This window comes from Paraburkholderia eburnea (assembly GCF_002917095.1).
GTDB classification, from domain to species: domain Bacteria; phylum Pseudomonadota; class Gammaproteobacteria; order Burkholderiales; family Burkholderiaceae; genus Paraburkholderia; species Paraburkholderia eburnea.
Window position 1 is genome coordinate 647,741 of sequence record NZ_PQGA01000002.1, and the last position, 15,133, is coordinate 662,873.

The following is a 15,133-nucleotide window of genomic DNA, read 5'->3' on the forward strand; positions in this document are numbered from 1 at the left end:
CGAATAAGCACGATCGCCACGCCATGCATTGACGCATAACGTTGTGACGAGCGCGCGGAGGCCACAAGCCGCCGCGCAGCGATCGACGGGCGCCCGCACGTTTTACCGTGCCGGCGCCCGTATTTATTTATCGCGAGCATGATGGATGCCTGCCCGGTATTCGTGCGATCCGCTGCATAGCCACTACAATCGTTCGGACGAAGCACCCTGATGCACTGATCAGGCAATGGTTAGAGAGAGGAGGCAGGCAATGCAGGATCCTGAAACACTCGGCGGCGTCACGCGCTCCAGCGGCGTGGATCATCCCGATCATGTTCCCGACGGCGTCTTCATCGCGCCCGAAACCCCCGAAGTCGCCAGCGCCGACCAGCACGTGCTGAAGTCGGGCGACACCTTCATCGTCAACGACCCGCTCGGCGATATCACCGGCATCGACGACGGCCTGTTCGTGAACGACACGCGCGTGCTGTCGTCGCTGCGCCTGACCTTCGGCGGGCGCGTGCCTTCGCTGCTGTCGGGCAGCGTGAGCAGCGACAACACGGCCTTTACCGCGCACCTCACCAATCGTCCCTTGCCGCCGCTCGGCGGCACGAGCACGCCCGAGGGCGTGATTCACGTCGAACGCGAGCGCGTGCTCTCGGGCACGATGATGACCGAGGCCATCGAGCTCACCAACTACGGCACCGAAGACGCCGTGGTGCCGCTGTCGGTGTCGTTCGCGAGCGACTTTCGCGACATGTTCGAAGTGCGCGGCCTCAAGCGCGAAGTGCGCGGCGAACTCAAGCCGCCGCACGTGGACGGCAACCAGGTGCGGCTGGAATATATCGGCCTCGACAAGGTCGCGCGGCGCGTAAGTATCGAGTTCTCGCCGAAGCCGGACAAGCTGCTCGCGGATCGCGCGGACTTCTCCGTCGAACTGCCCGCGCAGGCCTGTGTGTCGCTCTATCTCACCGTGTCGGTCGAAGTCGAGCCGCTCGAAGGCGTCGCGCCCGACGCGCCGAGCGCGGGCATCATCCGGCCGCAACATTGTCTCGCCCAGTCGAACGGGCAGAGCGTGGGCCGCGCGGCGGTGCGCGCCGCGCTTGTCGATGCGCACATCGTCATGCGCGAGCGGCGCCGCCAGACCGGGCGCGTGCGTTCGAGCAATCCGCTCTTCAATGCGTGGATCAACCGCTCGATTGCAGACCTGGGCCTGTTGACCACCGATCTGCCGACCGGCCCGTATCCGTATGCGGGCATTCCGTGGTTTTCCACGCCGTTCGGCCGCGACGCGATCATCACGTCGCTGCAGACGCTCTGGCTGCAGCCCGCTCTGGCGCGCGGCGTGCTGCGCTTTCTCGCGGCGCATCAGGCGCGCGAGGACTCGGCGTTTCGCGACGCCGCGGTCGGCAAGATCATGCACGAGATGCGCAAGAGCGAAATGGCGGCCACCGGCGAAGTGCCGTTCGCGCTCTACTACGGCGGGGTGGATTCCACGCCGCTGTTCGTGGTGCTGGCGGGCGCCTACGCGGAGCGCACCGGTGACATGGCGCTGATCGACGAACTCTGGCCGGCGCTCGAACGCGCCGCCGACTGGGTCGCAGGTGTGTGCGAGCGCAACAAACTCGGGCTGCTCGATTATCGGCGCGAATCCGAGGGCGGTCTTGCGAATCAGGGCTGGAAAGACAGTCACGACTCGGTGTTTCATGCCGACGGCCACTTTCCCGATGGTCCGATCGCGCTGGTCGAAGTGCAGGCCTACGCGAGCGCGGCCTTCGACACGATGGCGAAGTTCGCCACGCATCGCGGCCTTGCGGAAGAGGCCGCGCGTTACGCGGGCCGCGCCGCGAAGATCCGCCGCTGCGTCGAGGACAAATACTGGATGCCGGAGTCGGAGTTCTACGGCATCGCACTCGACGGTCACGGCGAGTTGTGCCGCGTGCTCGCGTCGAATGCGGGGCATCTGCTCGCGTTCGGGCTGCCGGAGTTCGAGCGCGGGCGCGCCGTGGCTCAGACGCTCGAATCGGCGCTATTTCACACGGGCTGGGGCGTGCGCACGCTCGCGGCGGGGCAGGCGCGCTTCAATCCGATGGCGTATCACAACGGCTCGGTCTGGCCGCACGACAACGCACTGTGCGCGCGGGGACTCGCGCGCTATGGACGCAAGGAAGCGGCGGTGCGGCTGTTGCAGGCTTTGTTCGAGGCGGCGGTGACGTTCGATATGCGCTTGCCGGAACTCTTCTGCGGCTTCCCGCGCCGCCGTGGCGAGCCGCCGACGGCGTATCCGGTCGCGTGTCTGCCACAGGCGTGGGCGGCGGGCTCGCCGTTCATGATGCTGGAGGCGTGCCTGGGCGTGAGCATTGACGCCGCGCGTCACGAAGTGCGTGTCGAGCAGCCGATGCTGCCCGAAGGCATCGACTGGCTCGAAGTGGGGCATCTGCGCGTGGGCAACGCTTCGGTCACGCTCATGTTCCGCCGCGTGGACGGCAAGGTGGTGGCGTCGGCGGACCGCAGCGATGTTAAGGTGGTCGCGGTGCTGTAACACCTGCAATGCGCGGCGGTTACGTCCTGGGTTTATCGCCCGAACAGATCGCCGCGCACCTCCAGACAGCCGGTTTCGACGCCCATCGTGTTACGGATGGGCGGTTTGTCGAATGCACGCAGCGCGGCCAGTTGCTCCGGCGTACCGATGCCCAGCTCCCTGAGCGCCGCCACGACGATTGCGTAGAGCGCGGTCGCGTTGCCGTCTTCCACTTTCACGGCGATGCCGATGGCTTCGTTCGCGCCATGCTTTGTGCCCTTGAGCGCGCCATGCCGGACGCCGATCGCATAGCTGCCGTCCGCGCCCACCTTGCCGACCAGATCGCCATTGAACGCGCGCATCAGCGTCGTGCAGAAGCGCTGTTCGCCCGCGACCATTTCCGGATGTGCGGTCATGGCTCGATAGATGCGCGCGAGCGCCTGGCTGCGCGCGTCTTGCGCGCCGGAATCCGTGGCTCGCGCGAGCTTCGCATAAAGGCGCGCGAGCCGGTCGAGCGGGAAAGCCGGTGTCGGCAGATTGCAGCCGTCGATGCCCCATTGCACGCCATCGTCGGGTAGGTCGCAGACTTCGGCGACGGTATGCTTCACGCGCAGTTGCAGCGGATGACCGGGCGCATGGTAATCGTCGAGCGGCGCGCCCATCGCGCGCGCGGCCGCCAGCATACCGACGTGCTTGCCCGAGCAGTTGCTGCATGCGGGCGTCGGCTCGAAGCCGCGCTTGATCCAGTCGCGCCAGACCGTATCCGATAGCGGCGCGTGGCCGCCGCAGCGCATCGCCGCTTCATCCACGCCGACCTTCGCGAGCATGTTGCGCGTGCGCTCGATATGGCGTGCCTCGCTGCTGTTCGAGCCGCACATAAGCGCGAGATCGCCTTCGTCGAAGCCAAAGCGTTCCAGCGCGCCGGTTTCGATGACGGCGAGTGCCTGCGCGGGCTTGGCCGCCGAGCGCACGAGCGTGAGCCGGCGCGCATCGTTGAACGCATGGAGCAGTTGTCCGTTGTCGTTCACGACGGCAATATGCGCGCGATGCGTGCTTTCGACGATGCCGCCGCGATACACAACGGCGGTGGCAGTCGCGGTCTGCGATGAATCGAAGGTCATGGCGTGTCTCCTTGAGCCTCGCGGCTCGATTGCCGGTTGCCTTGCAGGCAATTCTGATACCGCAGATTCTAGCTTCAATGTGCGACGCCATTCGTCATTCGAATTTCAGGCGGATTTCCATCATGCGTTCGCGATGTTCACAACCATTGAAACCGATGCGAAGCGAATGCAATAACGATGGGTTTAATCAAAACATTTCATTTTCTTTACGAATCCGTCTTAATTGCCGATTTATTGTGTTTCATGCGCATTTTTGGGGCGGCATTGCACTGCATAAGCGCTATCCAGGCGACGCCATGCAGCTTCATTTGAATCGCTATTTGCAGCGTGCATTGCGGGTGTTCTTTTGACGCAACGCCGATTCAATTTCAACGCAATTTTTATTTTCGAAGCCTTATGATGCGCGTGATCGTATTTTCTTCCACGCGGCATGACGTCACGAGCGTATTTGCCGATGAGCCTGCCTTGTCAGTGAATGCAAGCGCAGGTGGGTATTGCATTGTCCGCAATAATCGTTCGTCATTATTGGGGTGTTGCGCAATTGACGTGCTAAAAGCACGATTCGCACCGATCTGCGAATGGTGCGCGCGCAACGGCATGTGTCACGTGGAAAGCGTATTCGATTCAATGAATTAACGCCCAAACTCGGAGCCATAAAACATGAAAAAATCGCTAATCGCCCTCGCACTCACCGGCGCGTTTGCCGTATCCGCTCACGCGCAGAGCAGCGTGACGCTGTACGGCCTCATCGATACCGGTCTCGTCTACACGAACAATCAGATGGGCCACAGCAACTGGCAACTGAATAGCAGCTCCACGCAGAATACGGTGTTCGGCCTCAAGGGCACGGAAGACCTCGGCGGCGGCCTGAAGGCGATCTTCAAGCTCGAACAGGGCTTCGTCCTCAACAACGGCGCGCAGGCGTTCTCGGGCGACATGTTCGGCTCGCAGGCGTGGGTCGGTCTGCAAGCGGATCAATACGGCACGCTCACGTTCGGCCGCCAGTTCGACGTGATGAACGACCTCGTCGGTCCGCTCACGGCTGAATTCAACACGTGGGGCGGCAGCCTCGCCGCGCATCCGTTCGAGAACGACAACCTTGCGGCGAACTCGGTCGTCATCAACAACTCGGTCAAGTACGCGAGCCCGACGTGGTACGGCGTCACGTTCGAAACGATGTACTCGTTCAGCAACCAGGCTGGCAACTTCGCGAACAACCGCTCGTACGGCTTCGCGGTTTCGTACGCACAAGGCCCGGTCAACCTCGCAGCGGGCTACCTGCAACTGAACGACGCAGGCAGCGGCAGCGGCGCGGTCACGTCGGGCGACGCCAGCGCGAACTTCATCGCGCAACGTCAGCGCATCTGGTCGGTGGGCGGCAACTACACCTACGGTCCGGTCACGGCAGGCCTCGTGTGGAGCCACTCGCAGATCGACAACGCTTCGGGCGTCTTCTCGTTCGGCACGGGCACGTACCTGGGCAGCGGCGATGCGTCGGTAGGCTCGCTCGCCGGCTCGCTGCGTCTGGACAACTACGAAGCGAACGTGAAGTACTCGATCACGCCGGCATGGTCGGTCTCGGGCGCCTACACGTACACGCACGGCGCGTACAACGGCTCGAACCCGGGCTGGAACACGGGCATGCTGCAAACGGACTACGCGATCAGCAAGCGCACGGACTTCTACCTCGAAGGCGTGTATCAGAACGTCCACGGCGCGCCGCAAGGCTCGGTGCTCTCGCACGCGATGATCAACACGCTGTCGCCGTCGTCGACGGATACGCAGGTGGCGGTCACGGTCGGTATGCGTCACGCATTCTGATCGACGTTCGGGCCGAAGCCCGGATAATCCGGTCGCCTGAAGCGCGCGGCACATGTGTGGCGCGCGCCATCGTTGTCAATCGTTGTTCAAGACGGGCTCGCTTTCATTCGGCGAGCCCGTTTTTTGTTGCGGGTGCAACGACATTTCATGCTTCGCGCGCATCGGCCAGCAGCTTGACGAGGACCGCCGCCGCGAGCGCGAAACCGCCGCTGAGCAGCAATGCCCACGCAAAACCCTGAGCGAACGCCAGTGGCGCGGCGTGCGAGAGCACCAGCACGACCGACGCGTCCAGCGCGCGCAGCGCATCGGCGAGATCGCCCGCGAGCAGGCTGGCCATGAAATGCGCGTCGACGGCGCGCGCGGCGGCGGGCGACGCGGCGACGATCTGCGCCAGCGCGGTGTGGGTACGTACGGCGAGCACCGCGCCCAGCACGCCGACCGACGTGACGATGGCCGCGAAGCGCGTGGTCGTGCTGATCCCCGAGGCCATGCCGGTGCGCTGCGGCGGCACGCACGCCATGATGGCCTTCTGCGTATCGCCGTTCATGATGCCCGCGCCGGTGCCGGTCACGAGCATCGCCAGCGCGACGTAGACGTAGTGGCCGCTGGCGGCGCACGCCGCCGTCGCCAGATTGCCCACGCCGATCAGCGCGAGGCCCATGCTCAGCACGCCGCCTGTTGCTAAACGCCGTGAAAGCGCCGCGCCCAGCGACGGCCCGACGATCATCGCCAGCGCGAACGGCAGCATGCCCAGCCCTGCGGCGAGTGCGGAAAAACCGAAGGCGATCTGCAGATAAAGCGGCAGGAACGTCATCATCACCTGCGCGCAGGCCGCATAGCCGAACATCGCGAGCAGCGCGCCGACGAAACGCGCCCGGCCGAACAGCGCAAGGTCGATCATGGGACGCGCCTGCCAGCGCTCGGCGCACACGAAAGCGGCCATCAGCGCGGCGCTCGCCGCGACCCGGCCAAGCGTGGCCGCCGAATCCCAGCCATGTGCCGGGATGCCGATCAGCGCCCACACGCCGCAGGCAAGCGCCGCTGCGAAGAGCAGGCTGCCCGGCGCGTCGAGGCGCTTGGCGTGCGGATCGCGCGATTCGTCGATAGCGATCCAGGCGCCGATGCCGAGCACGAGGCAGATCGGCGGATTCATCAGAAAAATCCAGCGCCAGCCGGCCCACTGCGTGATCGCGCCCCCGATCCACGGTGCGAGGGTTGTCGCGATGCCCATGCACATGCCCCAGACCGCCCAGGCGCGCTCGCGCGCCGGGCCAAGCGCGAAGCGGTGCGCGATCACCGAAAGCGCGGCCGTGAGCAGCAGCGCCGCGCCCACGCCCTTGACGGCGCGCGCCGCGATCAGCGCTGCGGCCGACGGCGCCGCGCCGCAGGCGAACGAAGCCAGTGCGAACAGCACGAGGCCGCCGAGCAGCGTGCGGCGGCGCCCGAAGCGGTCGGCGAGGGCGCCGGCGGGCAGCAGGCAGGCCGCGAACGCGGTCATATAGGCGCTCACGACCCATTCGATCTGCGCGAAGCTCGCGTGGAACGCGTGCGCGATCGAAGGCAGCGAAACGGCGACGACATTGGTGTCGAGCACGATCACGGCGCAGGTCGCGGAGGCGAGCGTGAGGGTGATATGCGGATGACGCTGCGAGAAGCTTGCAGCGGGCGACGCGGCATCGACGGGGGCGCTGGAAACGGCGGGTTCGGACATGGGAGCGGGTGGGGAGTCAGGCGAGACGAGGAATCCAGTGCGCATCGTCGCATCATCGACGGTTGCTAGTCATTGCCATAAAATGGCGATTTGCTTCGCAAAAGTGTCAATCATGAGCCGTATCGAACTGCGCCACCTGCGGGCGTTCCTGAGCGTGGCGCGTCATCTGCATTTCGCGCGCGCTGCCGAGGAACTGGATATGGCGCCGCCCGCGCTCACGCGGCATATCCAGGAAGCCGAGCGGCATCTGGGCGCGCGCCTTTTTCACCGCTCGCGCAGCGCGGTGTCGCTGACGGCGGCAGGCGCCGCCTATCTGCCCGAAGCCGCGGCGGCGCTCGAACATCTGCAACGCGGGGAAGAACTCGCCGCGCTGGCCGCGCGCGGGGAGGCGGGGCGCATCGTGGCGGGCTATGTGTCCTCGGCGGTGTACTCGGGCGCGCTGCAGCGCTCGATCGGCGAATTCCGCGCCGCGTGGCCGCGCGTGGAAGTGAGCGTGACCGAGGTGGCAATGGACGATGTGGGGCGGCGTCTGGAGTCCGGGCTGCTCGATATCGCCTATGTGCGCCCGCCGCTCGCGCTGCCCGATTCCTTGCGGCTTTCCACGCTGCAACGCGACGCCTTCGTGGCCGCAGTGCCGGCCGGGTCGGCCTTTGCCGCGTGCGAGACGCTGCGCGCCGCCGATCTCGCCGAAGCGAGCTTCGCCGTGCCGGAGCAGGAATTCGGCACGCTCGAACTCGCGCGACGCGGACGCTTCGTGCCGCGCATCGCGGCGCGGCCCGGCGGGTTGCTGGCGGTGCTCGCGTGCGTGTCGGTGAACGGCTGGGTGGGGGTGATCCCCGATGCGCTGGCGGGATGCGTGACGCTGCCAGGCATCGTTTATCGCCCCATTGCGGGGAAGCCGATTACGTCGGAACTGGCGCTGGTTTATCGCAAGCACGAAAGAGCGCCGGCCGTGCGTGCGTTCCTGCGACTGGTGGCGCGGGGGAAGTAGGAAGCGCCCAGTGCCGGGTCGCCGCTACAGGCGATCTGGACGCTCCGGATGCTTCGGGGTTCCTTTCAGGACGTCTTGACCATCGCCACCACAGACTGGTCGTAGGGCATTGTCGTAGGCGCGCGAAAGCGCCAGTGCTGGCCCGGCGCGATGGCGGCGCCGCTTGCCGACGTCGTGCCCAGGATCTCGCCGCGGGCATTGAGCAGATTGATCGTGATGGTGGCCTGATCGATGCGCGCGCCGGATGTGTTGGTCGCAATGCCGCTGATATAGCCGGTGACGCCGCCCGGATCGACGACGCCGTGCAGATCGCTCAGTTGCAGCGTGCCTTGCGCATGGACGACGATCGAAGTAATCGAAGCAATCGATGCAATGGCCAGGGCAGCAGATATGAAGATTTTCCTCATGACAGTTTTCTCCCGTTTGGTTGATCGGTGGCTCCATTGAAGCGCACGACCGTCCGCGGACATATGAGGAAATTCCGAGAATGGGGGCGATGGGGACCGTCCTGGCCATCCGGCAGAGGTTTTCGCAACGTCCTGCCCTGTGTTCAAGGCGCGGCGTCAGGAGGCGTCTTGTCCCGTACCGATTTTTCGGTATAATGGATTTCAGTTCGGAATAGCGAACGTTATATCAAAAGTTATGCATCCAGAGTCGGATTGTCCGACGCCAACCTGCCTGCCCGGGCAAGGTGGACGCCCTTGAGGCGATGCGGCCGATTCACGGCAACGAAGCGGGAGCAGCCTGGCTGGCACCGGTTCGAATCAACATTCATCGGGAGCCCCTATGTGCCAAGCTTTCTCTACCGATACCCACGCAACCTGCGAAGACTGGTCCCACGTCCTTCCCGGCGTCGCGTTGACGCACACGGTTCATCTTGTATCGCGTTTGAATCCGGACATTGTCTCGGCGGCGGCATCCGTGCTCGAAAGTGAAACCGTCGTAGCCGACCGGTGGGCGGTTACGAAGTGCGGCGGCGTTCTCGAACAGAGAATCGCGCTAGGCGAGATGTCGGAGGGGCAAGCGGTTCGACTGCGCGAACAACTTGCCGCGCTCGATGGCGTATTGCGCACGCGGCTGGAGCATCATTTCGTTCGCGGTGTGCCTGCGGGATACGCATCGCCGCGTACCCGATAATCGATTTAGCGCGGCGCCGCGGGTAAGCAAGACGGTCGATGTGACGATCCCGCAACCCGAATTAATGCTGACCGGCGTTGAGCAGCATCCATAGCTGCGCCGCTGGCGGCCCACTCTGAATTCGCACGAAAACGGCATTGCACCGGCTGCATGTGTAGTGCCGCTTCGTTTGAACGTCCTTGGCCGCACCCGCTTCGTTGAGCGCGAGTTGCCGATGCGGTTCCTCGCTAGACGGCTTTCCGTGGAGATCGGCGCACGGTGCACAGGGTTGAATCCAGAGGTCCATGGATCGGCGATTGTGATGTTGTGAGGGTATCGATTCGAGCGACGACATTTCATATTACGACGCTTCGTCGTGCGCCTGCCATTGTGGTTCTGTTTGCCCGCTGCCATTGGCCGCCATCGCGCAACACCCCGCAACACCAGTGGTAACATTTGTTGTCGCCCACTGTCCGGCCCAATCCGTCCATCGCCCATCGACATGCCTGAAAGCTTCGACCAGCTTGCCGCGCTTATCCGCGCGCGTTTCGCCGAACTCAGTCCGCAATTCCAGACCGGCGCGGCGTTTCTGCTCGACCATCCCGACGAAGTCGCCGTGTCGTCGATGCGCAAGGTCGCCGAGCGCGCCCAGGTCCAGCCCGCGTCGCTCGTACGCCTGTCGCAACAGCTTGGCTTTCCGGGCTGGAATGAATTGCGCGATTTGTTCGTCGCGCGCGTGCGCACGCGCCCCGAGCCGCTGTCGAGCCGCGCGCGCTCGCTGGTCGCGGGCAGCGCGAAGGACGCGCTCGCGCGCGATCTGCTCACCGCGCAGCAGCACAATCTCGAAGCCAGTTCGGCGCAAAACACCCGCGCCATCATGGAAGCCGCGCGTGTGCTGAAAAAGGCCAAGCATGTCCACGTGGCGGGATTCCGCTCGTGCTATGCGGTGGCGTTTGGCCTCGTGTACGGCTATCGCCTGTTCAGGCCAGCGGTGTCGCTGCTGGGCGGCGAGGCCGGGACGCTGGAAATGCAGTTGCTCGGCATCGAGGGGGATAGTGCGACGATCGTGGTCAGCTTCGCGCCTTATTCAGCGGAGGCCGTGCGCGTGGCCGAAGCGGCGCTCGAAAAGGGCAGCAAGCTGATCGCGATTACCGATAGCGCGGTTTCGCCCATCGCGCTTAACGCCGAAAAAGTGCTGATCTTCACGCACGAAAGCCCGTCGTTTTTCCCGTCACTAGTCGCGGCGACGGCGCTCGCCGAGTCGCTGGTCGCGCATTTGCTGGCGCTGGAAGGGGCGGCTGCGGTGGCCCATCTGGAAGAGGCCGAGCGCTCGCTCAACGCGCGCGGCGCGTACGTGCCTTGATCGTCGCCTCGCGCCGGGCCGGCGAAGCACGGCGCGTGACGAACCCATAAAAAACGGGACGCGGCGTGCATACCGGGTCCCGTTTGTATTGCGTCGCGCTGATCGATCAAGCGGTCAGTTTTTCAACCGGTAGCCGGTCTTGAAGATCCACGCAGTAATGCCGAGAAACAGCGCGAGAAAAGCCGCCGTCATGCCGAGGCTCACACCCACGGCGACGTCCGCGAGTCCATAGAAACTCCAGCGGAAACCGCTGATCAGATAGACGATCGGGTTGAACAGCGTGATGATCTTCCACGCCGGCGGCAGCATATCGACCGAATAGAAACTGCCGCCGAGAAACGTCAGCGGCGTGATGACGAGGAGCGGCACGATTTGCAGCTTCTCGAAGTTATCCGCCCAGATGCCGATGATGAACCCGAGCAGGCTGAACGTGATCGCCGTCAGCAGCAGGAACAGCACCATCCAGAAGGGATGCAGGATCTGGAGCGGCACGAACAGCCCCGCGGTGGCGAGGATGATGAGGCCGAGCAGTACCGACTTGGTCGCCGCCGCACCCACATAGCTGATGACGATTTCGAAATACGACACCGGCGCCGATAGCAACTCGTAGATGGTACCAGTGAAACGCGGAAAGTAAATGCCGAACGACGCATTCGAAATACTCTGCGACAACAGCGACAGCATGATCAGGCCCGGCACGATGAACGCGCCGTAGCTCACGCCATTCACTTCCTTGATGCGCGAACCGATCGCGGACCCGAAGACAATGAAGTAAAGCGAAGTCGAGATGACCGGCGCGACGATGCTCTGCATCAGCGTGCGTCTCGTGCGCGCCATTTCGAAGCGGTAGATGGCGCGGATTGCGTGGATATTCATTGGGCGCTCACCTGTCCTTTGCCGTTGCCGTTGCCAGTGTCCGCGAGCGCGGCGTCCTTGCCGACGAGACTCACGAAGATGTCCTCCAGCGAACTCTGGCTCGTCTTCAGGTCCGTGAAGCCAATGCCCGCATCGCCCAGGCTCTTGAGCAGCGCGATGATGTCGTTGCGTTCGTTTTCGGCGTCGTAGGTGTAGGTCAGCTCGCTGCCGTTTGCGTCCAGTTCCAGACGCCACGCGGCAAGCGTCGAAGGAATCGCGCTCAACGGCGCGTCGAGCTGCAGGGTCAACTGCTTGCGGCCGAGCTTGCGCATGAGCGCGTCCTTGCGCTCGACCAGCATGATCTCGCCCGCGTTGATGACGCCGATGCGGTCGGCCATCTCTTCCGCTTCGTCGATATAGTGGGTCGTCAGGATGATCGTCACGCCGCTGGCCTTGAGGCCGCGCACGAGTTCCCACATGTCGCGGCGCAGTTCCACGTCCACGCCCGCGGTCGGTTCGTCCAGAAACAGCACCTGCGGCTCGTGCGCCAGTGCCTTCGCGATCAGCACGCGCCGCTTCATGCCGCCCGAGAGCGTGAGGATCTTGTTATTGCGCTTCTCCCACAGCGACAGGTCGCGCAGCACGCGCTCGACATAGGCCGGGTTGGGCGGCTTGCCGAACAGGCCACGGCTGAACGACACCGTGCCCCAAACGGTTTCGAACGCGTCGGTCGTCAGCTCCTGCGGCACCAGGCCGATGAGCGAGCGCGCGGCGCGGTAGTCGGTGACGATATCGTGACCCGCCACGCGCACATGGCCATCGCTGGCGTTGACGATGCCGCAGATGATGCTGATGAGCGTCGTCTTGCCGGCGCCGTTAGGGCCGAGCAGCGCGAAAATTTCGCCGCGTTCGATGTCCAGATTGATGCGCGAGAGCGCGCGGAATCCCGATGCATAGACTTTCGAGAGATTCTCGACGGAGAGGATCGTTTGCATGTGCGTGACATTACCAGAATCGGGGGCAGGGCATCGGGCGCTGGCGTCGGGCACCTGGTTCACGCGCCTGGGGTACCTGCCCTTTATATTTCGCTCCGCGTGGCATTCATTCGTTGTAAGGTGTCGTTAATTTGACAACATTTGTTGCGAAGCGTATAAATCCAGCATCGACTATTTCAGGCTGGCGCTCATGCTGGCACACAGGCAAGTCAAACGATGCAGGCACTCAAGACTATCCGGATGGGCGGCACGCCCGAGGCGATCGGGCGGCAACTAGGCGAGCTCGCCAGGCCCGTTTTCGCGCCGTATATGGCGCAAAGCAGCGCCTGGGCGGCGGTGAGCCGCTGGCGCGGCCATGCGTTCGTGCAGCAACTGCGCGCGGCGGCCGAGCAGTATTTCCCGGCTTACGTGGCCGAACTCGACGCGATGGCGGCGGCGCTCGACTGGCCCGCGCACGACCTGTTCCTCTGGAATTGCCGCGGCGAGCTGATCCACAACGCGCCCGACGGCTGCACGACGCTCGCCGCGCGCACGGACGCGGCTGGCGGCCTGATCGCGCATAACGAGGACGGCGACCCGTATCTGCGCGGCCGCTGCGCCGTGGTCGAGGCGACGCCCGAGGGCAAGCCGGGCTTCGTGAGCTTCTACTATCCAGGTTCGCTGCCGGGCCATACCTTCGCCGCATCCCGCGCGGGCGTGGCCCAAGCGATCAACAACGTGCGGATTCGCGAGCCGCGCGCGGGCGTGCCGCGCATGATCCTGGCGCGCGCCGTGCTCGACGCCGCGACGCTCGACGACGCGCTCGCGCTGTTGCGCGACACGCCGCGCGCGAGCGGCTTTCACCACACGCTCGGCGGCATCGACGCGGCGGGCGCGGTGCGCGTCCATAGCGTGGAAGCCACGGCTCAGCGCGCCTCGATCGTCGAAGTCGGCGCGCCTGCGGGCCACGCCAATCACCTGATCCACGCCGGTTGCGAAAACGAAGCGCAGATCGTCACGGATTCGTCGCGCGACCGCCAGGCGCGTCTCGCCGATCTGCTGCCGGCGCTGGGCGCGCAGCCGGACGGCGCGGCCTTCGTGCGGACGCTGCAGGACCGTGGCGGTGACGGTCTGCCGATCCTCCGCGACGATCCGCACGATCCCGACGACGAAAACACGCTCGCCACGGCCTGCATGCAGATCGCGCCGGACGGCGTGCGCTTCGACGTCTGGCAGGACGGCGCGCGCACGCTGACGATGCCGGTTCCGCGCGTGGCCTGACCAACGAATTCCGTTTTATTTTCCCGATTTATTTCGCCGATATATCCGCTTTCAGCGAGAACAACCATGCCCAGCAAAGTGTTCCATCGGATGCCCAAACAAACGCTGCCCGTCGCTGTGGCGGGCGAGGGCATCGAGATCATCGATTCCACCGGCAAGCGCTATATCGACGCGAGCGGCGGCGCGGCCGTCTCGTGCCTCGGCCATAGCGACCAGCGCGTGATCGACGCGATCAAACGTCAGGCCCAGGCGCTTCCTTACGCGCACACGTCGTTCTTCACGACCGAAGCGTCGGAACAGCTCGCCGACTACCTGATCGAGCGCGCGCCCGCTGGCCTCGATCACGTCTATTTCGTCTCGGGCGGTTCCGAGGCGATCGAGGCGGCGCTCAAGCTCGCGCGCCAGTATTTCGTCGAGAAGGGCGAGCGTTCGCGCCGTCATTTCATCGCGCGCCGCCAGAGCTATCACGGCAACACGCTTGGGGCGCTGGCAATCGGCGGCAACGCCTGGCGCCGCGAGCCGTTCCTGCCGATCCTGATCGAATCGCATCACGTGAGCCCGTGCTATGCCTACCGCGAGCGTCTCGACGGCGAAACCGACGAGGCCTACGCGCAACGTCTCGCCGATGAGCTCGAACAGAAGATTCTCGAACTCGGCGCGGAAAACGTCGCGGCCTTCGTCGCGGAAACCGTGGTGGGCGCGACGGCCGGCGCGGTGCCGCCGGTGCGCGAGTACTTCCGCAAGATCCGCGCGGTGTGCGACCGTTACGGCGTGCTGCTGATCCTCGACGAAATCATGTCGGGCATGGGCCGCACCGGTTATCTGTTCGCGTGCGAGGAGGACGGCGTGGCGCCGGACCTGCTGACCATCGCCAAGGGTCTCGGCGCGGGTTATCAGCCGATCGGCGCGACGCTGGTGAGCCAGCGCATCTTCGAGACCATCGTAGGCGGCAGCGGCTACTTTCAGCACGGCCACACCTATATCGGCCACGCGACGGCCTGCGCAGCGGCGCTCGCCGTGCAGCACGTGATCGCCGGGGACAAGCTGCTCGACAACGTGCAGGCGCGCGGCGAGCAACTGCGCGCGCGTCTGCGCGAGCGCTATGCGGACCATCCGCATGTGGGCGACGTGCGCGGGCGCGGGCTGTTTGTCGGCGTGGAACTGGTCAAGGACCGCGCGACGAAGGCGAGCTTCGATCCCTCGCTCAAGCTGCACGCGGCGATCAAGCGGGAAGCCTTCGCACGCGGCCTGATGGTGTATCCGATGGGCGGCACCGTGGACGGCCAGAATGGCGACCACATCCTGCTCGCGCCGCCGTTCATCTGCACGGCGCAGGAAATCGATACGATCGAGGACCGCCTTGCCGCGGCGATTGGCGCGGCGCTGCAGGCTGTGTGAGC

At 64.9% G+C, this 15,133-nt stretch carries 13 protein-coding genes and 1 riboswitch; of the genes, 8 read left to right on the forward strand and 5 right to left on the reverse strand.

The window, feature by feature from the left end:
• Positions 1-250 precede the first annotated feature (250 nt).
• A complete protein-coding gene (locus B0G62_RS07415; RefSeq protein WP_103703500.1) occupies positions 251-2,521 on the forward strand; it encodes an amylo-alpha-1,6-glucosidase in 2,271 nt (756 codons plus the stop codon).
• Positions 2,522-2,553: 32 nt separating this feature from the next.
• Here B0G62_RS07415 and B0G62_RS07420 read toward each other — a convergent pair whose 3' ends face one another.
• The gene (locus B0G62_RS07420; protein ID WP_103703501.1) at positions 2,554-3,621 is read right to left on the reverse strand and encodes an asparaginase; all 1,068 of its coding nucleotides are present in this window, start codon (positions 3,619-3,621) and stop codon (positions 2,554-2,556) included.
• Positions 3,622-3,632: 11 nt separating this feature from the next.
• Between B0G62_RS07420 and B0G62_RS31090 the strand changes: the two genes are divergently transcribed.
• Together B0G62_RS31090 and B0G62_RS07425 are read left to right on the forward strand one after the other, a co-directional pair.
• Complete coding sequence (locus B0G62_RS31090) at positions 3,633-3,971, forward strand: hypothetical protein (protein WP_144271844.1); 339 nt, start codon at positions 3,633-3,635, stop codon at positions 3,969-3,971.
• A gap of 310 nt (positions 3,972-4,281) precedes the next feature.
• Entirely contained in the window at positions 4,282-5,442 is a 1,161-nt protein-coding gene (locus tag B0G62_RS07425) for a porin (RefSeq protein WP_103703502.1), read from the forward strand.
• 145 nt (positions 5,443-5,587) lie between these two features.
• Here B0G62_RS07425 and B0G62_RS07430 read toward each other — a convergent pair whose 3' ends face one another.
• Complete coding sequence (locus B0G62_RS07430) at positions 5,588-7,198, reverse strand: MFS transporter (RefSeq protein WP_103703503.1); 1,611 nt, start codon at positions 7,196-7,198, stop codon at positions 5,588-5,590.
• A gap of 67 nt (positions 7,199-7,265) precedes the next feature.
• Here B0G62_RS07430 and B0G62_RS07435 point away from each other — a divergent pair, with 67 nt between their 5' ends.
• Entirely contained in the window at positions 7,266-8,144 is an 879-nt protein-coding gene (locus B0G62_RS07435; protein ID WP_103703675.1) for a LysR family transcriptional regulator, read from the forward strand.
• Between the two features lie 65 nt (positions 8,145-8,209).
• Here the strand turns inward: B0G62_RS07435 and B0G62_RS07440 are convergent, their stop codons facing one another.
• Positions 8,210-8,551 (reverse strand): FxLYD domain-containing protein, encoded by a 342-nt coding sequence (locus B0G62_RS07440; protein ID WP_103703504.1) that lies wholly within the window; start codon positions 8,549-8,551, stop codon positions 8,210-8,212.
• A 232-nt stretch (positions 8,552-8,783) separates the two neighbouring features.
• Positions 8,784-8,887, forward strand: a riboswitch (SAM-I-IV-variant riboswitch).
• Between the two features lie 43 nt (positions 8,888-8,930).
• Here B0G62_RS07440 and B0G62_RS31575 point away from each other — a divergent pair.
• On the forward strand, positions 8,931-9,281 hold the full coding sequence (locus B0G62_RS31575) for a hypothetical protein (RefSeq protein ID WP_167401200.1): 351 nt from the start codon (positions 8,931-8,933) through the stop codon (positions 9,279-9,281).
• Between the two features lie 481 nt (positions 9,282-9,762).
• On the forward strand, positions 9,763-10,623 hold the full coding sequence (locus B0G62_RS07455; RefSeq protein WP_103703506.1) for a MurR/RpiR family transcriptional regulator: 861 nt from the start codon (positions 9,763-9,765) through the stop codon (positions 10,621-10,623).
• Between the two features lie 114 nt (positions 10,624-10,737).
• Here B0G62_RS07455 and B0G62_RS07460 read toward each other — a convergent pair whose 3' ends face one another.
• The gene (locus B0G62_RS07460; protein WP_103703507.1) at positions 10,738-11,499 is read right to left on the reverse strand and encodes an ABC transporter permease; all 762 of its coding nucleotides are present in this window, start codon (positions 11,497-11,499) and stop codon (positions 10,738-10,740) included.
• Complete coding sequence (locus tag B0G62_RS07465; protein ID WP_103703508.1) at positions 11,496-12,473, reverse strand: ABC transporter ATP-binding protein; 978 nt, start codon at positions 12,471-12,473, stop codon at positions 11,496-11,498. The genes B0G62_RS07460 and B0G62_RS07465 overlap by 4 nt, the downstream gene beginning before the upstream one ends.
• A gap of 216 nt (positions 12,474-12,689) precedes the next feature.
• Between B0G62_RS07465 and B0G62_RS07470 the strand changes: the two genes are divergently transcribed.
• Together B0G62_RS07470 and B0G62_RS07475 are read left to right on the forward strand one after the other, a co-directional pair.
• On the forward strand, positions 12,690-13,733 hold the full coding sequence (locus tag B0G62_RS07470; RefSeq protein WP_103703509.1) for a C45 family autoproteolytic acyltransferase/hydrolase: 1,044 nt from the start codon (positions 12,690-12,692) through the stop codon (positions 13,731-13,733).
• Positions 13,734-13,799: 66 nt separating this feature from the next.
• Entirely contained in the window at positions 13,800-15,131 is a 1,332-nt protein-coding gene (locus B0G62_RS07475) for an aspartate aminotransferase family protein (protein ID WP_103703510.1), read from the forward strand.
• Positions 15,132-15,133: the final 2 nt, after the last annotated feature.